This window comes from Microlunatus phosphovorus NM-1 (assembly GCF_000270245.1).
In the GTDB taxonomy this organism is placed as follows: domain Bacteria; phylum Actinomycetota; class Actinomycetes; order Propionibacteriales; family Propionibacteriaceae; genus Microlunatus; species Microlunatus phosphovorus.
The window spans coordinates 3,426,384-3,445,597 of the sequence record NC_015635.1 but is presented as its reverse complement, the minus strand read 5'-3'; the positions used below and the strand labels follow the sequence as shown (position 1 = coordinate 3,445,597).

15 protein-coding genes are annotated in these 19,214 nt (G+C 68.4%); 2 read left to right on the top strand and 13 right to left on the bottom strand.

Annotation, left to right across the window (positions count from 1 at the left end):
* Window positions 1-9 precede the first annotated feature (9 nt).
* The 8 genes from MLP_RS15475 to MLP_RS15440 are packed head-to-tail and all read right to left on the bottom strand — an operon-like array spanning window position 10 to window position 9,958.
* Complete coding sequence (locus MLP_RS15475) at window positions 10-1,143, bottom strand: protein phosphatase 2C domain-containing protein (protein ID WP_156821177.1); 1,134 nt, start codon at window positions 1,141-1,143, stop codon at window positions 10-12.
* A gap of 55 nt (window positions 1,144-1,198) precedes the next feature.
* Window positions 1,199-3,580 carry a serine/threonine-protein kinase gene (locus tag MLP_RS15470; protein ID WP_013864083.1) on the bottom strand — a complete coding sequence of 794 codons (2,382 nt, stop codon included), beginning with the start codon at window positions 3,578-3,580 and terminating at the stop codon, window positions 1,199-1,201.
* Window positions 3,581-3,590: 10 nt separating this feature from the next.
* Complete coding sequence (locus MLP_RS15465) at window positions 3,591-4,712, bottom strand: hypothetical protein (protein WP_013864082.1); 1,122 nt, start codon at window positions 4,710-4,712, stop codon at window positions 3,591-3,593.
* A 19-nt stretch (window positions 4,713-4,731) separates the two neighbouring features.
* The gene (locus MLP_RS15460) at window positions 4,732-5,682 is read right to left on the bottom strand and encodes a glutamate ABC transporter substrate-binding protein (protein WP_013864081.1); all 951 of its coding nucleotides are present in this window, start codon (window positions 5,680-5,682) and stop codon (window positions 4,732-4,734) included.
* Window positions 5,679-6,968: a hypothetical protein gene (locus tag MLP_RS15455; protein WP_013864080.1), complete on the bottom strand. Its 1,290-nt coding sequence runs from the start codon at window positions 6,966-6,968 to the stop codon at window positions 5,679-5,681. Before MLP_RS15455 ends, MLP_RS15460 begins: the two co-directional genes overlap by 4 nt.
* Window positions 6,965-8,119, bottom strand: a complete 1,155-nt coding sequence (locus MLP_RS15450; RefSeq protein WP_013864079.1) for an AAA family ATPase — start codon at window positions 8,117-8,119, stop codon at window positions 6,965-6,967. Before MLP_RS15450 ends, MLP_RS15455 begins: the two co-directional genes overlap by 4 nt.
* Entirely contained in the window at window positions 8,116-8,679 is a 564-nt protein-coding gene (locus MLP_RS15445; RefSeq protein WP_041792614.1) for a hypothetical protein, read from the bottom strand. The genes MLP_RS15450 and MLP_RS15445 overlap by 4 nt, the downstream gene beginning before the upstream one ends.
* A 46-nt stretch (window positions 8,680-8,725) precedes the next feature.
* Window positions 8,726-9,958 carry a toxic anion resistance protein gene (locus MLP_RS15440; RefSeq protein WP_013864077.1) on the bottom strand — a complete coding sequence of 411 codons (1,233 nt, stop codon included), beginning with the start codon at window positions 9,956-9,958 and terminating at the stop codon, window positions 8,726-8,728.
* Between the two features lie 305 nt (window positions 9,959-10,263).
* Here MLP_RS15440 and MLP_RS15435 point away from each other — a divergent pair, with 305 nt between their 5' ends.
* Both MLP_RS15435 and MLP_RS15430 read left to right on the top strand, forming a co-directional pair.
* Window positions 10,264-11,724: an amino acid permease gene (locus MLP_RS15435; RefSeq protein WP_013864076.1), complete on the top strand. Its 1,461-nt coding sequence runs from the start codon at window positions 10,264-10,266 to the stop codon at window positions 11,722-11,724.
* Between the two features lie 37 nt (window positions 11,725-11,761).
* Window positions 11,762-12,661: a universal stress protein gene (locus MLP_RS15430; RefSeq protein WP_013864075.1), complete on the top strand. Its 900-nt coding sequence runs from the start codon at window positions 11,762-11,764 to the stop codon at window positions 12,659-12,661.
* A 47-nt stretch (window positions 12,662-12,708) separates the two neighbouring features.
* Here the strand turns inward: MLP_RS15430 and ddaH are convergent, their stop codons facing one another.
* The 5 genes from ddaH to lysX form a co-directional block, all read right to left on the bottom strand.
* Window positions 12,709-13,488: a dimethylargininase gene (gene ddaH, locus MLP_RS15425; protein WP_013864074.1), complete on the bottom strand. Its 780-nt coding sequence runs from the start codon at window positions 13,486-13,488 to the stop codon at window positions 12,709-12,711.
* Window positions 13,488-14,165 (bottom strand): TetR/AcrR family transcriptional regulator, encoded by a 678-nt coding sequence (locus MLP_RS15420; RefSeq protein ID WP_013864073.1) that lies wholly within the window; start codon window positions 14,163-14,165, stop codon window positions 13,488-13,490. Before MLP_RS15420 ends, ddaH begins: the two co-directional genes overlap by 1 nt.
* Window positions 14,166-14,253: 88 nt before the next feature.
* Window positions 14,254-14,673: a universal stress protein gene (locus tag MLP_RS15415; protein WP_013864072.1), complete on the bottom strand. Its 420-nt coding sequence runs from the start codon at window positions 14,671-14,673 to the stop codon at window positions 14,254-14,256.
* A 145-nt stretch (window positions 14,674-14,818) separates the two neighbouring features.
* Entirely contained in the window at window positions 14,819-15,778 is a 960-nt protein-coding gene (gene ligD, locus MLP_RS15410) for a non-homologous end-joining DNA ligase (RefSeq protein ID WP_013864071.1), read from the bottom strand.
* 1 nt (window position 15,779) lies between these two features.
* On the bottom strand, window positions 15,780-19,160 hold the full coding sequence (gene lysX, locus MLP_RS15405; protein WP_013864070.1) for a bifunctional lysylphosphatidylglycerol synthetase/lysine--tRNA ligase LysX: 3,381 nt from the start codon (window positions 19,158-19,160) through the stop codon (window positions 15,780-15,782).
* Between the last annotated feature and the right edge of the window lie 54 nt (window positions 19,161-19,214).

Here is a 19,214-nt window from a genome sequence, read left to right as displayed (position 1 = left end):
CGCTCACACCTAACTCGTGGCTTCGACGGGCGCGTGTCGGGCCAGGGCCACCGAGATGTTGTCGCGACCACCCTGGTCGCAGGCCCAGCGGACCATGGCCTCGGCCAACGGGAGCGGGTCGGAGCCGGCGGTGGCGCTGAGCTGGGTGATCAGGGCCTGCAGCTCGGTGGCCTTGGAGGCGTAGTTCCACAGACCGTCGGAGCAGACCAGGACCCAGCCGGGGCCGGTCAGCTGCGTCGAGCTGGTGGTCGGGCGGAAGTCAGGCGTGTCTCGGCCGAGCCACTTGAGGATGGCGTGAGCTTGCGGACCTTCCTCAGCCACTTCTCGAGGCACGCCGGCCGCGATCCGCAGTTGCGCCACCGAGTCGTCGACGGTGAGCTGGATGGGGTCGCCGGCGCCGGGATCGGGGATCCAGTACGCACGGCTGTCACCGATGTTTCCGACCACGCACAGGTCGCCCTCGACCACCGCAGCCACATACGTGCACGACGCAGGGTTGGATGCATCCTCGGCGGTGGTCGCCAGAACCGCCGCGTTGGCCTTCTCGGCGGCCTTGACGAGCGCCGCCTCGAGGGCGGCCACCTGGCTCTCACGCACCCCGAGCCCCGCTGGGCGGGAGCCGACCAGCACGTCACGAGCTGCCCGCGCCGCCGCCAGGCTGGCCACATCGGAGTCGTCGGCGGTGGACACGCCGTCGCAGACCACCAGCACCGCTCGCTGGCCCGGCTCGGCGCTGGCGGCCACGGCGACCGCATCCTCGTTACGCGAGTGCCGGATGCCACGATCGCAGCACGCGGCCACCCACGTGGCCGGCTGCTCGACGTAGTGGTCCCGCTCACTGGGTGCCTTCGTGCCGCACGTCTCGCAGTAGCCGTCGGCATCCACGATCCCGCCGCAGTTCAGACAGGGCCGGGGAGCTGTCGCTATCGGCCCTCCGAGGTTCGCTGGCCCGGCGTGTCGCTGCCAGGACGGAACCGAGGCAGTCAGCTCGATCGGCAGTTCGGCGGCCGCCTCCTCCGTCGCGTCCTCCGTCGGAGCCAGCGGCGCGCCACACGCCTCACAGAAGCGCGCCGTCGGCGCCACCGCCGCGCCGCAGCTGGGGCAGTGGCCGGACTCGGCGTTGGCCGTCGCGTCAGTCGTCACTCGCACTCGCTCTCCGGGTCAGCTCAGTCAGGTCGGCTCTGTCAGATCGGCTCTGTCAGGTCAGGGTCCAGCGACGGACGTCGTTGGCCTGGTCCACCAGGGCATAGCGTTCCCGATCGTCGGTGGCGGCCGCTGCCAGGGTCCGATAGGTGGCCTCCAGCCCATCGCGCAGCTCGGGCTCATCGGCCGGGATACTGCCGATCAGCAGTCGCCGGTTCGCACCCTGGGCGGTCACGGCCGCCAGGGCTCGGGTCAAGATCTTGGCGCCCAGCTCGGCTCGCTCGACCGGGTCCATCCGGACTCGCTCGATGCTGTCCATCGCCTGCGCCAGCATCGGCAACCCGTCCGCCGCCTCATAGAGCAGCTCGGCTCGCTGCCGCCTGGACTCGGGATAGTTGCGCGACGTCGACGGCACCAGATCCAGCGCCTGCACCGCACCGACCACGTCGTCGCGGGCCGCGCGCACCCGGGCCAGCCCGAACGCCGCCGGGGCCACGTAGTTGGCGTCGGTCGAGGCGCAGATCTTGTACAGCCGCTCGGCCAGGTCCGGCTCGCCGCCCAGCTCACAGGACAGGGCCAGCGCCAGCTTCGGCGCGAGCTCACCGGGCACCTGGCCGTACACGGCGTTGAACGCCGACTGGGCGCCCTTGAAGTCCTGCTGCTGCAGCGCCAGCAGGCCGCTCATCCAGACCGCGCGCCACTCCCAGGGGTCGAGGGTCAGCATCTGGTTGACGACCTCGTTCACGGACTTCGCCCAGCCGGCCTGCAGAGCCGCCCGGGCGCGGGCCAGCTGGACCTCCGGGGTGACGGCCGGCGGATGCTTGAGCTCGGCCAGCCGCTCCTTCGGGTCGTCGGCGCTGACGTTGGACAGCCATGCGTACTGGCTGTCGGTGGTGTCCACGCGCAACGCCGGCAGCTGGTCCCAGGCCAGGGCGTCGCTGACCACCACCGGTGCCTCGAACAGCACCGATGCCGCCGAGGTCAGCGCGGTGCCGCTCTGCTTCTCGGCGACCACCTCACGCAGCACGCCGAGCAGCTGCACCCGCAGCTCGTCGACCGAGGCGAACCGATCGGCCGGATCGGGGGCGCACATCTTGGCGACCAGCCGATAGAGCGAGTCGTGCGCGGCGAAGGCGGGGATGTCCTCAGCCGGCGGCAGCTTGGCGACGTACGTGCTCTGATAGCCGCGGAACTCCGCCATCAGCACCAGCAGCGTCCGGCCGATGGTGTAGATGTCGGAGGCGACACTGGTGCCGACCTGTGGCACCTCGGGCGCCTGGTAGCCGATCGTGCCGTAGATCGCGGACTCGTCGTCGTCGAGCCGACGAACCCCGCCGAGATCGATCAGCTTGACCGCGTCACCGACCTGGATCAGGTTGTCGGGCTTGAAGTCGCAATAGACCAGCCCGAGGTCGTGCAGATACTGGAAGGCCGGCAGCACCTCGAGGATGTACGCCAGCGCCTGGTCCACCGGCAACGGGTTGTAGCTGCCGCCGGCCGCGCGCATCCGATCCTTGAGGATGTCCTTCAGCGAGATGCCGCCGACGTACTCCATCACGATGTAGCCGGCGCCGTCGTGGCTGACGAAGTTGTAGATCTCCACGATCAGCGGGTGCTCGACCTGGGCCAGGAACTGCTTCTCGATCAGTGCCACGGCCAGGGCGTCGGCGTCGCCGGTGTTCAGCAGGCCCTTGAGCACCACCCAGCGGTCGGACACGTTCTTGTCCTTGGCCAGGTAGATCCAGCCCAGCCCGCCGTGCGCCAGGCAGCCGGCGACCTGGTACTGGTTCGCGACCAGGTCACCCGCCTTCAGCTTGGGGGTGAAGGAGAACTGCGCGCCGCACTTCGGGCAGAAGCCCTCGGTCCGCCCGGGTTGGCCATCACGACCGCGGCCGACCGGGGAGCCGCAGGACGGGCAGACGCGCTTGTTCTCCGGGACCACCGGGTTGGCCATGATGGCCTTGGCCGCGTCGATCTGCGGGGTGGGCGGCACCTGGGTGAGCCCGGCGCCGAGCCGGGCCGAACGAAGTCGCCGGGATCCGCCCCCCACGCGCTTGGTGATCGTCGAGCCGCTGCCGGTGGCCCGCTGCGAGCCGATCGCGGCGGAGCCGAGCCGGCTGGAGCCGCGGGTGATGGTGGAGACGGGTGCGCCCTGCTCCTCGCCGGGCAGCCCACCGGCGGCGTCGCCCGGGCTGCCCCCGCCGGAGACGGCCCCAGGGGAGCCGCAGACGTCGCAGTAGCCGTCGATGATCGAGCCGGTGCAGCCCGGTTGGCGGCAGGCGCCCGAGAGCTGACCGGTCGGCACCGACACCGCGGACACTGCCGCGCCGCCCGTGCCGGACACCGTCGAGCCGCCCGGCGCCGCCCCAGGGGAACCGCAGATGTCGCAGTAGCCGTCGACGATCGAGCCGGTGCAGCCCGGTTGTGTGCACCTCATCGCTGTCTCCTCACGAGGCTGTCATCGTCTGCAGATAGGTCTGATAGAGGCTCACCAGCTGGGCGGCCAACGCCATCTTCGTCGGGCGCTCGGCGAGTGCCGCGGTGGCCAGGCCGTACGCGTTCGCGACCGACGGCTGGTCGGCAACCCCGGTGGCGGTGGCCTTCAGGTGATAGGCGTCCATTCTGGCCAGCAGGTCGCTGTGCTGTCGCAGTGCATTCGAGTACGCCTCGTCGGCCAGCGTCAGTGCTCGGTCGACCAGTTCCAGCCGACGTCGATAGTCGGCCAGCCGGTCCATCGTGTTGGGCACCGGCCCCAGCGCCTCGACATCGGGCACCGCATAGCGGGGTGCCGGGTCGACGGTGGCGACCGCCTCGCTCGCGAGCGCTCGCAGCCGTTCCTCCCGAGCTTCCAACCCAGCACGCAACCGACGGACCTGCTCGACCTCGGCCCGAGCCTCCCGCCGCTTGGCCGCACCGACGATCAGGTCCCGCTCGAACCGGGCCGCGTCGATCTCCAACGCCGGCAGCAGCCCGCCGACGTCGCCACCGCGGCCGGCCTTCTCGGTGATCTCCTTCAGTCGCCGAGCCAGCTTTGACTGGGTCGTGGCAGCCTCCTGCTGCCGGACCCCTGCGGGCTCCAGGGAGATCTGGTCGCGGATTCGCTCCAGCTGCGCCCGCAACTCGGCGATCCGCTGGGTGGTCTCCAGCGCGGAGATGTCCAGGCCGAGTCGGACCCGTAGTTGGCTGACCAACGCATCGGACAGTCGGCAGGCCTCGGGCAGTGAGACCGACAGGCCGCTGTTGGCGTACGCAGCATCGAGGCGGCCCCAGATCATCGCCGACAGCTTCTCCCGCTCACTGACCCCGACCCGGCCCGAGTCCCAGACCACCAGCAGCTGTTCGTAGCGGTCGGCGACCGCCTTCCACAAGGCCAGCGACAAGGCGATGTCGGCCGTTGCCGCCGTGCCCGTCGCCGACGACAGCGCCGCTCGGTCCAGCTCGTTCAGCTCGGCGCGTCGCGCGTCGCGCCACCGACCTAGCAGTTCGAGATAGCTCAACAGGGCCGCCGGCTCCGCGGCGACCCCCATCCGGCCCGGGGCCTCGGGTGCCTGGGCCGATCCGACGGTCACGAGACCCTGCCGGAGGCGATCATCGGGACCTGCCGTACACGGCCTTGGGCGGTGCCGGGGCCGGTCCGAGCGCCTCGGCCAGCCACCGGTCGTAGATCCTGGTCCACTCGCCGTCGCTGCGGACCTCGGCCAGCACCCCGTTGACGAAGCGGACCAGATCCACATCGGATTTGTTGAATCCCAAGCCGTACGGCTCGGCGGTGAAGGCCTTCTGATCGGGTACCACCGCGTACGGGTCCTGGGCGGCCAGACCGGCGAGCACCGTGTCGTCGCCGGTGATGGCGTCGACCTGGCCGCTTTGGAACAGCACCAGGCAGCCGGTGTGGTTGTCCGAGCCGACCGCGGTCGCCTTCGGCTGCAGCTTGACCAGATTCGTCATGCTCGAGGTGCCGTTCGGCGCACAGACCCGTTGACCAGCCAGATCAGCCAGGGTGGTGGCCTTGGCGCCCCGCCGCACCAGGACCTTTTGACCCGATCGGTAGTACTCAGTGGAGAAGGCGATCTGGGTCCAGCGGTCGCAGGTGATCGTCATGTTGCGGGCCACCATGTCGACACTGCGGTCCTGCAGGGCCGGGATCCGCTGTGCGGCGGTGATCACCTTCAGCTCGTAGGCGTTCTGGTCGCCGAGGATGCCCTTCGCCACCGCCTTGGCGATGTCGATGTCGAAGCCCTCGATCTTGCCGTTGAACGGATTGCGTGAACCCAGCAGATAGGTGTCGGCCGAGACGCCGACGATGATCCGACCACGTTTCTGGATCCTTTTCACCGCCGCGCCGGCGGTGTCGCTGGCGTCGTAGGAGGCGAGCGCGTTGTCGCACTGCGGCGCGGCGCTGCTCTGGGTGGTGGGCGCCGCGGAGGGACTCGGCGCCGACGGCAGCGGGGTCGGGTCGTAGCTCAGCCCGCAGCCTGCCAGCATGGCGAGCAAACCGGTGAGTGCGGCGAGCAGCGCGGGGACAGTACGGCGTCTCATCGGTACTCCTTCAGCCGCTGCTGCACCCCTCGGCGGCCCAGAGCCGCCATCGTGACCCCGGCCGCCGCGGCGAGCAGCGCGCCGACGATCATCCACGGCATCAACCGGGCCAGCCCAGCGGTGGTGGCGGCGCCGGAGCCATCGACCTGTCGGGCGACCGCTTGGTCGAAGGCGTCGAAGGTGGTGTTGGACTTCGACGTCGCAAGCTGCACCGCCTTGTCCCACTGCCCGCCGTCATCCAGCGCCCGGATCTCGGTGTGGACGTCGACGTAGGGCTGCCACAGCGAGCCCAGGTCCCGGAAGCGGGTGATATCCGCCGCCACCGAGTCCGCAGAGGCCTGCCACGCTTCCTGGAACGCCCCACCGCTGCCGCGGGCAATCAGGGTCAGGCTCTCGTTGGACTTCGCGTCGTTGGCAGCGACCCGGGCGTTGGAGGCGGCACGGACGTCGGCGAAGTTGCCGTCGCGGACACCCGCCAGGCTGGCCGCCGACCAGGAGATGAGCACCGTGGTCACGATGATGCTCACCACGCCGATGCCGGTGCTGATCGCCAACGGGACGTTGAAGCGTCGTCTGAAACGCTTGGCGAGCCAGACCTGGCCCCAGACCAGGCCACCGAGCAGCACCAGCTCGATGATGGCGATCGGGATCGCGATGGTCACCTTCATCTGACTGCTGGCGCGCAGGGCGTTGGCATCGACCAGGTTCTGCAGGATCGGCAACGCGTCAGCCCGCAGTCCGCTGCTGGCGAGCCGCAGATACTGCGCGCCGATCGGAAAGCCCTGCCGGTTGTTGGCGCGGGCGAGCTCGATGTTCTCGGTGTAGTCGACCAGTTCCACGTTCAGTGCCGCCAACGCGGCCTGGTCCGCCGGCTCCGCGTCGGCGGCCTCGGCGATCAGCCGGGAAGCAGTGGTGATGGCTTCCTCGTACGCGGCTCGTTGGTCCGCCGGCTCCAAACCACCGACCAGGAAGGCATTGGTCGCATTGGCGTCCGCCCGTTGCAGATTGGTCTGGATCTGCTGGATCCGGATCGTCTGCGCGGTGGCTCCCGACGCCCGCTGCATCGACCAGGTGAGCAAGGTGAACAGACTCAGGCCCAGCAGCCCGAACACCAGGCTGAGCGTGATCACCGCGGTGGTCAGGCGGCGCAGCTCGCGCGGCGTGTCACGCGGCTTGGATCTGGGCACAGAAGGCGCGGGCAGCGCTGAAGCCACCGGGACCGCGAGGCTCGGCACCCCGGGGGCGGCGACTGGCGCGGTGGCGGCGGCCGCGGACGGCTGCGTCATGTGGTCTCCTCGCTGTCGTCGACCTCGGTGGGTTGTCCGGACACCATGTCAGCTGGGTCTGACAGTGGTTCTGGCGGCGGGCCCAGCAGTGGCGCCAATTCGCCGACATCCAGTGGGTTCGGCTCCGGACCCACGTCCTCGGGCAACAGCTCGCGGAGCTGTGTCACCGTCGGCTCGGGGATGTCGCGCAACCGCCAGGCGTGCCGGCCGACGGCACCCTCCAGCAGGTTCCGCGCGAACCGTCCGTTGCCGAAGGACGGACCGCGCGGCGTCGCAGCCAGGATCGCGGTGAACCGCTCCTGGGTCGCCTCGGGCAGGTCGTAGTCGGCCTTCGCCGCCGTCGACTTGAAGATGGCGAGCAGCTCGTCGGAGGTGTAGTCGGCGAACTCGATGGTGGTCCGGAACCGACTGGCCAAACCGGGGTTCTGGGCGATGAAGACGACCATCGGATCGGGGTAGCCGGCCACGATCAACACCAGATCGTCGCGTCGGTCCTCCATCTCCTTGACCAGCGTGTCGACCGCCTCGGTGCCGTACTGGTCGCCGGCCAAGGAGTACGCCTCGTCGATGAACAGCACCCCGCCGGCCGCGCTGGCCACCACCTCAGCGGTCTTGATCGCGGTCTGGCCCAGGTAGCCGGCCACCAGCTCGGAGCGGTCGACTTCGACCAGCTGACCCTTGGTGAGCAGGCCGAGGGCCCGATAGATGCCGCCGACCAGGCGTGCGACCGTGGTCTTGCCGGTGCCCGGGTTGCCGACGAAGACCAGATGCCGGGTGATGGTGGCCGATTTCAGCCCGGCCTTGGTCCGCAGTCCTTCGACCCGCAGCACCGCGACCTGGCGATGGATCTCCGCCTTCACCTCGTGGAGCCCGATCAGTGCGTCGAGCTCGGCCAGCAACTCGTCCAGGGTCTTCTCCGGCTCGGGCTCCGCTTCGGGGACCGCGCTCTCTGGTGTGGCGGCGGCAGTCGTGGGTGTCGCTGGTTCGGCCCCCGGCGGCGCTGGTGGCCCAGACGTCGTGCTCGGTGTCCGGGTGACCGGGGGTTCCGTAGTGGGTCGCTCCGTATTCGGCGGCTCCGTGGGGACGGAACCGACGCCCGGGAACCGTCCCGGCGCGTTCGGGTCCAGACGACTCAGGTCCAGCCAACTCATGGCAGATCCAGACTGCTGCGTGGGGTGTTCGAGGGCGGGTTCATCATCGGCGGTCTCGTCGGGGTGTTGTCGGGATGACCGAACTTCTCCTGCAGGAACCGGCCATGGGCGATCAGTGCGGCCGCGTCCACCCGGACGACGGCGTCGAAGATCTTGTCCATCGTGGAGCCGAGCAGGTCGAGCTGATCGATCAGCACCAGCAGGGAACTCTTGCCATTCTCGACCGGGCGGGAATCTGCCCATTCGCGGGGCAGCCGGAGGTAGCCGTTGATCGCCTCCGGCAGATAGTCGGTGGCGGTCGCCATCACCGAGTACGCCTCCGGGCTGCCCAGGCCGAGATTGCGCAGTCGTGGCATCGTCTGGCGTACGGTCGCGGTCACCCGCTTGACCCGCGACTGCACCGGAGCCGGCACCACACCTCCGGAGACCATGGCATCGGCCCGGTCCAGCGCATTCATGATGTCGTGCTCGGTCGGCACGGCCGGTGCGACGCTCATCGCGGCCACCGGCTCCGGATCAAGCCGTCCGGTGACCTTGGCCACCCAGTCCTTGAATCCCATATCGGTCGAAGCCCAGGGGTCTGCTGCTCGGGTCAGGTCAGTCAGATCAGCGGAGCCCACCCGGGGCGCCGCCCTCGATATCGAGGGCGCCGGAAGCCAGCCGCCGATCGGCATTGTTGACGCGGTCGAGGTACTCCCGCGACTTGCTCACCTCCGACTCCAAGGTGGAGATCGTCGTCTGCATGCTGTCGAGCGCCTGCAGCTTGAAGTTGTCGATCGAGTCCATCGTGGCATAGATGTTCGCGAACGCAGCCTGCAGCTGGGGGAGGCCGATGGTCGCCGAGGCGGCCTGCTGCTGGATGGCGGCGGAGTTGTCCCGCATCATCTCCGAGGTCCGCTGGATCAGGTCCGAGGTGGTGGTGTTCAACGCGGTGATCTGATCGAGTACCAGCTTCTGGTTGCCCAGCGCCTGGGCCACGATCACCGCGGTCCGCAGCGCCGAGACGGTGGTGGTCGACGCTCGGTCGACGCCCTTGATCAACTCGATGTTGTTCTTGATGATGATGTCGATCGCCAGGTAGCTCTGGATCGAGACGGCGAGTTGGGTGAGCAGGTCCTGGTGCTTCTGCCGGACATAGAACAGCACATCCTGCTGTAGTGCCCGGGCCCGATCCGGGTCGGACAGCTCGAGCGCCGTGATCTGTTCGGTCAGCCGCGCGTCCAACCGCTCGGCCACGTAGACGTACTGGTTGAGCCGCCCCATGGTCGCCCACAGATTCTGCTTCTCCATGTTGAGCGCGGCGTTGTCCTTGGCGAGTTCGTCCTGGCCGTTGCGCAGGCTGTGCAGGATGCCGTTCAGGTGCGTCTGGGAGTCCTGATACTTGCGGAAGTAGTCGACGACCTTGTCACCGAACGGCAGGAAGCCGAGCAGCTTGCGCGTGCCGGTGGCCTGGCTCGGGTCAAGGTCCTCGACCGTACGCCGTAGCTGCAGCAGCGTGGTGCCGACCTTGGAGCCCTCGGCGATGCCGCCTTCCTTCAGCGCCTTGACCGGGGTGTTCAGCAGCCGGTTGGACGTCTCGGCCGCCCGCCGGATCTCCTGGTCGCCCATGGTCCGGACGTTCTCCGCCTGGGCACTGAACTCCGGCGACCGGGTTTGGGCGTTGGTCAGCGCATCCAGGAACCCGTCCACCCGAGCGTCCAGCGCGGGGACCTGCGTCGGGTCGACCTGCGGGGCGATCGCCGGGGCCTGGGTGGCGACGACCGGCTTGGGTGCCTCGGGCGCGGTCAGCGTCAGGGTGGCGACCTGATCCGGGGGCGTCAGGGGTGATGGTGAACTCATGGCGGGGCCTCTCAGGAGGTCAGCGGTGGCTTGGCTAATCTACTCGTCCGCTGGGGTCGCGGGAGGCTCTGGTGACATCTGCGCGGCTCAATGGTCGGCAGGGCAGCGACACGCCGGGCCACGGCGATTGAGCCACCGGTTTGTCACGCTGAGTCCGGGACACCGGCCACCTGGACTGCGCTTCGTGTTCCGACCATCGAAATGTTGTGTGAAAAGCAATGAACAGCTACTGCACATTCAGCATTCGTTAAGCCAGACTGCCCTTAGGCGCGGATCGTCCGGACGCCACCAGTGATCGGAGACGTATGAGCGTTTCACCAGCATCCGCCGAGGCGAACTCGCTGTTTCGACGAAAGCCGGTCGGGGACCGGCACGGTCCACAGCTGAACCGAACTATCGGCACCTTCCAGTTGACCATGTTCGGTGTCGGCGCCACCGTCGGCACCGGCATCTTCTTCGTGCTGGGACAGGCGGTGCCGGAGGCCGGGCCGGCGGTGATCCTCTCCTTCATCCTCGCCGGGATAGCCGCGGGTCTGGCAGCCATCTGCTACGCCGAGATGGCCTCCGCCGTGCCCGTCTCGGGATCGACCTACTCCTACGCGTACGCCACTTTGGGCGAGATCGTGGCGATGGGGGTGGCCGCCTGCCTGCTGCTCGAGTACGGCGTCTCGACGGCGGCGGTCGCGGTGGGTTGGAGTGGCTACCTGAACGAGGCGCTGCACAACATCACCGGTGTGTCGTTGCCGCAGGCCATCCTGTATGCCCCCTTCGCCGAGGATCCGACGGCGCCGACCGGTCTGATCAACCTGCCGGCCGTGGTCCTGGTCTTCCTGTGCATGGTCCTGCTGATCCGGGGAGCCAGCGAATCGGCCAAGGTGAACGCGGTCATGGTGGTGATCAAGCTCTCGGTGCTGGTGATGTTCTCGATCATTGCGTTCACCGCGTTCGACTCCAACCACTTCGCCGACTTCGCTCCCTTCGGAGCTGCGGGCGTCGCGGCCGCGGCCGGCACCATCTTCTTCTCCTTCATCGGACTGGACGCGGTGTCGACGGCCGGCGATGAGGTGAAGGATCCGCAGAAGACCATGCCGCGCGCGCTGATCGGCGCGCTGTTCACCGTGATCGCGATCTATCTGCTGGTGGCGATCTCGGCGATCGGTGCGCAGCCCTGGACCGACTTCAAGGGCCAGTCGGAGGCGGGCCTGTCGAAGATCTTGGAGATCATCACCGGCAACAACATCTGGGGGACGATCCTGGCCTTGGGAGCGGTGATCTCGATCTTCTCCGTCACCTTGGTCACGATGTACGGCCAGACCCGGATCCTGTTCGCGATGGGCCGCGACGGGATGCTGCCGAAGGTCTTCTCCAAGGTCAGCCCGCAGACCCAGACCCCGGTGAACAACACCATCATCGTGGCGGCCGTGGTGTCCGTCCTGGCCGCGTTCGTGCCGCTCGACTACCTGATCGACCTGGTCTCGATCGGCACCTTGACCGCCTTCATTGTGGTGTCGCTCGGCGTGATGATCCTGCGCTACCGGCAGCCTGATCTGCCACGTGGCTTCAAGGTGCCTGGCTTCCCGGTCACCCCGATCCTGTCGATCGTGGTCTGCGGCTACATCCTGATCAGCCTGAAGCCGATCACCTGGCTCGTCTTCGCACTATGGGTCGGGGTGTTCTTGACCTTCTACATGATGTACGGCCGCAAGCACTCGGTGCTGGGCCGGCTGCTCGCCGGTGAGAAGGTCGACGACGAGGTAGACGAATGACCAGGAACCGCTCCTGCACTCCCGAGAGGCTCCACGCATGACCGTGCTAGTCGGGTACGTCCCGCACAAGGGAGGACGTGGCTCGCTCGATCTCGGGGTGCAGTTCGCGTACGCGCTCGGGCAGCCGATGAGGGTGGTGACGGTGGTGCCGCGGCAGTGGTCCACCCCGTCGCTGGCGAAAGTCGATGCCGAGTTCGGCGAGTACGCCCGGCTGCTGGGCGAGCACGCCGAGGCGAAGGCCCGGGAGTATCTGACCGACACGAGCGTCGAGGTCGACATCTCCTACTGCGCGCTGCCGGGCCGGTCCATCACGGCCGCACTGCTGGAGGCGGCCGAGGACTGCGCTGCCTCGGTGCTGGTGCTCGGGTCGTCAACCGACGGGGCGGTCGGCCGGATCGTCGTCGGCTCCACTACCGACAAGTTGCTGCATGCGTCCCCGGTCCCGTTGGCATTGAGCCCTCGAGGCTATCGATCGGTGGCCGCCGACGGGTTCAGCCGGGTCACCTGTGCCTTCTCCGATGCCGAGGAATCGGTGAAGGTGGTCGGGGCGGCAGTGGCGCTCGGCCGGCGGGTCGGCGCGCGTACCCGCGTGGCGAGCTTCGGGGTGCGCGGCGCGACCATGTATCCGCCGGAGGTCGGGATCTCCGCCGAGGACTCGGTGCTCGACTCCTGGCTGCAGCAGGCCACCCATGCCCAGCGCGAGCTGCGAGCCGACGGGGTCATCGGCGATGACACCGAGGCCGTGATCGCCGCCAGCTCCAGTTGGGCCGACTCGTTGTCCAGCATCGAGTGGGAGCGCAACGAGTTGCTGGTGCTCGGCTCGTCGACTGTCGGCCCGATCGCCCGAGTGTTCCTCGGGTCCCGCGCCACCAAGCTGATCCGGCACTCACCGGTTCCCGTGCTGGTCCTGCCTCGCGGGCACGAGTCGGTGGGCTAGTCGTCGGGTTGTGGTCAGGACGGGCTGTGGTGGTCGGATCGGCGTGATCAGGACCGGCGGATTCGGACCGACAGGCAGGTCACACAGCCCTCGAGCTTCTCGAACTCGGTGATCGGCACGGTGACCACGTCCAGTCCCCGTGCGGCGTACAGTTCGGCGCTGCGCGGGGCGTCGGACGACATCACGATCGCGCCGTCGCCGAGGTCGACCACGGCGGTGCCGTGCTCCTCGGGTGCGGGGAGGAACTCAGGAAAGATCGTGGTGTCGTCGATCAGCGGGGGATAGCCGATCACCGTGCCGTCCGGCAGTGCGGTGACGCCCGACTTCAGGTGCAGCACCTTCGTCACCGGCACCGCGACGACCTGCCAGCCACGGGGCTCCAACAAGCCGGCGAGCTGGGCGATCCCGGCGGCATCGGTCCGGGTGGTCGCGCCGACATAGGCCGTACGGCCGATCTTCAGCACGTCGCCGCCGTCGAGGTGGCCGGGCTCGAGGATCCGGCTCACCTGGATGCCCAGCTCGGCGGGCAGCGCGCCGAGCGCCTGCTCCGTCGTCGCGGTCTCGCCGCGGCGCGAAGCGGTCCCGGGTGAGGTGATCACCGCGAGGTCGTCGAACATCACCACGGTGTCCTCGACGAACACGCCATCGGGGTGCTCATCGGCCGGGTCGATCTCGTGGACCGTCCAGCCGCGGCTGGCGAACGCATCGACGTACCCCTGCCACTGCTGCAGTGCCAGCGCCGGATCCGCCGGAACACGCTCGATATGCGTGAGCTCGCCGGCGGCCAGCGCCGGCGACGGACGGCGGACGAGTAGATGACCGGTCATCAGTGTTTCTTCTCCTCTGGCTTTCGCTCGGCTGGCTCGTTGTGGTGTGGGCTGTCCCGGTGCGGGAAGCCGCTGATGCCGCGCCACGCGAGGTTGCTGACCAGCTGGGTGGCTTCCTCCAACGCGATCCGGCTGGTTCCACCAGACACCCAGTAGCGCGCACTCACCTGGGCGATCCCGACCAATGAGATGGCAAGCACCTTGGACTGCTCGTGCGGCAGCCCGGTGTCATCGGCGATCACCACGGCGATGGCGTCGGCGATGTCGTTGTTGACCTTCCACAGCCGCTGTTGGACCTGGCCGTCGCCGGTCAGATCGGACTCGAAGACGAACCGGAACTCGCCGCTGGCGGCGGACACGAACTGGTAGAAGGCGCCCATGGTCGCGACCACCCGGTCAGCGTTGTCCTCGGTGGACGCCAGGGCCTCCTCGACCACCTCGAGCAGTCGGTCGCAGCTGGCATCCAGCAGGGCCAGATAGAGATCCAGCTTGGAACCGAAGTGCTGATAGAGCACCGGCTTGGACACGCCGGCCGCGTCGGCGATGTCGTCCATCGCAGCCGCGTGGTAGCCCTTCGAGGTGAACACCTCGTTGGCAGCGTCGAGCAACTGGGCGCGCCGCTGGTCGCGGGGCATCCGGGTGGGACTCTTCTTTCCGCTGCCGGCTTCGGTGCTCACTGGCGCATGCTAGTGCCCCGAACCGCCGGAGATCGGTCCGAAACCAGAAAGTCGGGCAGCAGGACCTCGGAGCTCGCGGTCGGGCCGTTCAGCCCTGGGTGCTGCGCAGCTTCGGTGGGATGTGATCCAGCGCGCTCGAGGGCAGCTCGTCCTCGGGGAGCTTGACGGCGAGCACCGGGATCGGCGCGTGCAGCAGAAGATGCTGGCTGAAGCTGCCGAGAAGCGCCTTGCCGACCGGCGTACGCCGCTTGACGCCGATGATCAGGCGGGTGGCCTGCTGCTTCTCGATCTCGTCGAGGATGACATCAGAAGGCGTGTCCTTGTCCCGGGCCGGGTGATCCACGACGGTGACCTGTACGCCCTCGGTGTCGAAGTTCTCCAGGTGCACGGGAGTGATGCCGAGGTTGATCGCGACCAGGGCGTCGCCGAACTGCCTGGCCTCCTTGAGACCCTCGACGAGGGCAAGCCGACCCTCGCGATCCTGAGTCACGGCGGCAATGATGGTCATGTGTCTCTCCTGCTAGGTGGACGTGGCGGCAGGCTCTCGGGCGAACCAAGGTGCCGGATCACCAGCCACGCAGTACGGTAGGCAATCCTCGCCTTATATGTCAATACATTCTGTCAATCCTGGGGATCCGACTCGGCGTGCCTCTTCAAAGTCGCTCGGGTTCTTCGGCGGCGGAGGGCAGTTCGGGCCGGTCGGGATGGAGCAGGTCGGCCGCCAGGTCGCCATGCTCGGCGACCCGGTGGAGTACGTCCTCGGGGCTGAACCGTAGCCCATCGGCGGTGGTCACGCCGGCGACTTCGTCCCAGGTCAGCGGGGTGGCGACGCTGGGTTGTTGCCGGCCACGCAATGAGTACGGCGCGATGGTGTTGCGTGCTGCCAGATTCTGGTTGTAGTCCAGATAGATCCGACCCGCGCGCTCGGCGATCGACATGGTGGAGACGAAGAAGTCCGGTTGTCGTCGGTGCAGTTCGACGTTCAGTCGCTTCGTGTACGCCCACGCCTGCCGACTCGGCGTCGGTGCGATCGCCGCATAGATCTGGATGCCCTTGCTGCCTGAGGTCTGGGGAACCGGCACCATGCCGTCGGCGGCGAGCCGTTCAGCGGCGATCAACGCGGCTCGGGCCGTCTCCACGATGCTCATCCCCTCGCCTGGATCGAGATCGATGACGATCCGGTCGGCGAGCGGCTCGCCCCGCTCCAGCGCGCCCTGCCGCCGGCTGGAGGGATCGAGGGTGGCGATCCGCCACTGCGGGGCGTGCAGCTCCAGCGCAGCCAGGTTGGCGAGCCAGACGATGGTGGCCGGCTCGTCGGCGACCACGTAGTCGACGGGTCCATCGCTGGTCAGAATGCGCTCGGTGCGCACCCAGTCTGGGGTACCGGCCGGAGCGTTCTTCTCATAGAAGCTCGGACCGGCTACCCCGTCGGGAAACCGGACCCGGGTGAGCGCCCGGTCGGCGAGGTAGGGCAGCAGCACCTCGGCCAGCTGGGAGTAGTAGCTGATCACCTCGGCCTTGGTGTAGCCCACGGCGGGATACAAGACCTTGTCCAGGTTCACCACCGACAGCTCCCGCCCGGCGACCCGGACCCGGATGCTCTCCGAGCTCATGTCAGCGGTTCGGGCGGACCAGCGGGAACAGGATCGTGTCGCGGATGCTGAGCCCGGTCAGGTTCATCACCAGCCGGTCGACGCCCATGCCCATGCCGCCGGTGGGCGGCATGCCATATTCCAGCGCCTCCAGGAAGTCCTCGTCGACCTGCATGGCCTCCGGATCCCCGGCCGCGGCCAGCAGCGACTGGGCGACGAGCCGCTCCCGCTGGTCCATCGGGTCGACCAGCTCCGAGTACGCGGTGCCCTGCTCGGCGGCGAAGATCACCAGGTCCCACTTCTCGGCCAGCCGCGGATCGACCCGATGGGTCCGGGTGAGCGGCGCGTTCTCCTTGGGGAAGTCGGTGTAGAAGACCGGCGTCGTGGTGGTCGCCTCGCAGAGCTCGCCGTAGATCTCCTCCAGCAGTGGCCCCCAGCCGATGTCGGCATCCAACTCGAGGCCGATCCGCTCGGCGTGCCGCAGCAGCGTCGCGTGCGGGGTGTCGGCGCTGACCTCCTCACCCAGCTTCTCCGAGACGGCCTGGCAGATCGTCTTCACCGGCCAATCGCCGGACAGGTCGTACTCGACGATGGTGCCGTCCGGTCCGTCCGGCCGGCGCGCGATCGGCGAGCCGTAGACCGCGGTCGCGGCCTCCTGGATGATCTCCTGGGTCAGGATGCGCATCGAGTTGTAGTCGCCATAGGTCTGATAGACCTCCATCGAGGTGAACTCGGGGTTGTGCTTGAAGTCGGCACCTTCGTTGCGGAACTGGCGGCCCAGCTCGAACACCCTCTCCATCCCGCCGACGATCAGCCGCTTCAGATGCAGCTCGGTGGCGATCCGCAGATAGAGGTCGAGGTCGTAGGCGTTGATGTGGGTCTCGAACGGCCTGGCGTTCGCGCCGCCGTGGATCAGCTGCAGGATCGGGGTCTCCACCTCGGTGAAGCCACGCCTGGCCAGCGAGTCGCGGATGCTGCGCACCACGGTCGCGCGGGCGTACGCGGTCTCGCGGGCCTCGGGTCGGATGATCAAGTCGACATAGCGCATCCGTACCCGAGCCTCGGGATCGGTGAGGCCCTTGTGCTTGTCCGGCAGCGGGCGCAGCGACTTGCTGGACAGCAGCAGCGAGGTCGCCGCGATGGACAGCTCGCCGGTCTTGCTGGTGATCACCTCACCGGTCACCGAGACGTGGTCGCCGAGGTCGATGTCATGTAGCCACAGGTCGAACAGGTCAGGGCCCACATCGCGACGGGAGACCAACACCTGCAGGTCGCCCGATCCGTCGCGCAGGGTCGCAAAACCGATGCCGCCGTGCTTGCGCTTGAGCAGCACCCGGCCGGTCACCGAGACGATCTGCCCGGTCCAGGTGTCCGGGGCAAGCTCGCCGGCGCGTGCACGGGCATCGACAAGGGCCCGGACCTCGGCGAGGGTGTGGGTCCGCGGGGCAGCGACCGGGTACGGCTCGATGCCGCGACCTTTCAGCCGCAGCGCCTTGTCGCGGCGGATCCGCATCTGCTCCGGCAGCCTCGCCGTGGACAGTGCCTCGGCGAGCAGATCGCGTTGCGGCGGCATCAGAGCCAGGACCTCGTCGGCATAGCCTTCGCTGCCGGTGTCCAAGGCCTCGGGGGTGTCTTGCCGGCGCCGCAGCAGCGAGCCCAGACTCGGACGGGTGAGGAAGCCCTCGGCACTGCCGGTCGCGGTGCCGACCCGAGGCAGATCGGAGGTGTACTCGAAGCAGATGAAGCGCGGCTGCCACTGCGGCAGGTATTTGGCGTTGGACCGATAGAGCGACTCCAACTGCCAGTTCTTGCTGGCCACCTGCAGCGCCTGTCGCCAGAGTTTGGCGATCGGCCCTGCCCCGATCTCGGAGCCGCGTTCGAAGGCTTCCCGGAACATGGCGAAGTTGAGCGAGACGCGGGATACGCCGAACTGGGCGGAGCGGTCGGCCAGCGCGGACACCATCAACTCGACCAGGCCGTTGTCGGCGCTGGGGTCGCGGCGCATCAGATCCAGCGACAGCCCGTTGTGTCCCCAGGGCACGAAGCTCAAGAAGCCCCGCAGCCGGCCGTCGGCGTCGTGTGCCTGGACCATGACGCACTCGTCGTCCAGTGGGTCGGCGAGCCTGCCGAGTGCCATCGAGAAGCCGCGCTCGTCGCCGCCGTCGCCCCGCCAGGAGGCGGCGTCGGTGCTCAGGGTATCGAAGTCCGCGGCACTGAGCTCACTGTGCCGCAGCACGCGCGTGGTGTAGCCCCGACGCTGCAAGCGGGAGACCGACTGGCGTACCGGCTTCATCCCAGGACCGTTCAGCGAGAAGGAGCGTACGTCGAGGATCGCCTCGTCGCCGATCTCCCAGGCGGTCAGCCCGGACTCCTCGTACGCCGCAGCGCCCTCCTCGCCCGCCCCCATCACCGCCAGCGACAGACCGACCGAGCGGGCATGGATGCGCCAGGCCTCGATCGCCTCGGTCCACCGTTCCGGGTCGCCGACCGGGTTGCCGCTGGCCAGGCTGACCGAGCCGATGGCGCGGTAGGAGATCCCGGCTCGCGCGGTCGCCGCATCGCTGGTGTCCCAGACCACGGACTTGTCCCGCCGGGTGGCGAAGTAGCCGAGGGAGTCGTTGTCGCCGTAGTCGCGGAGCAGCGTGCGTACCCGGGCCTCGTCGGCGGCGCTGAGGAAGTGCAGATTCCGAGGTGGCCGGAAGAGCAGATAGGCCGCGCCCAGCACGACGGCCGCCCCGATCAGGCCGACGATGAACCGCACCCACAGCGGGGAGTGGATGTGGTCGGCGGTCGGCAGCCGGCCGACATCGCCGAGCATCGAGCCGAACACGTGGACCGCGGCGGCGAAGGGATCCTTGGTGTTGCCGAAGCGCAGCGTCAGCCCGGTGCCGATCGCCAGCATGACCACGCCACCGAGCAGGAAGACGACCAGCGCGGCGACCGCGTTGCCAGGGACCCGGCGCGCGGTGAACTGCTGTCTGGCCCGGAAGGCGAGCACGGTCACCGCGCCCATCAGCAGCAGACCGATGATCTGGACCACGTACTGCCACGATGTGATGCTCGGCTCGCCGGTGATCACCGAGACCAGCCGGCCGAGCTCGGGCAGCAGCAGCCACCAGATCACCATCAGCCACCAGGCGACCCGCAGTCGACGACGCAGCGCGACCGCCATCACCAGCAACAGCGCGGTGTACCCCAGACCGGGGACGATCGGGATGGTGAGCATCGAGACCACGTCGTACTGGCGGCTGAAGAAGCGATGCCAACGAGGGATCAAGGTGACTGCCAGGTTGACCACGGTGGCGATCAGGAATCCGGACGCGAAGATGTCCGGCCAACGATCATCGCGCAGGGATTGACCGCCGCCTGGCCGCGGTGACTCGCGACCAACGGGCAAGGTCATGATCGGAGCCTCTCGCCGAATGCAGGAGCAGTTCGCCAGCGTAACCGGGCGGAG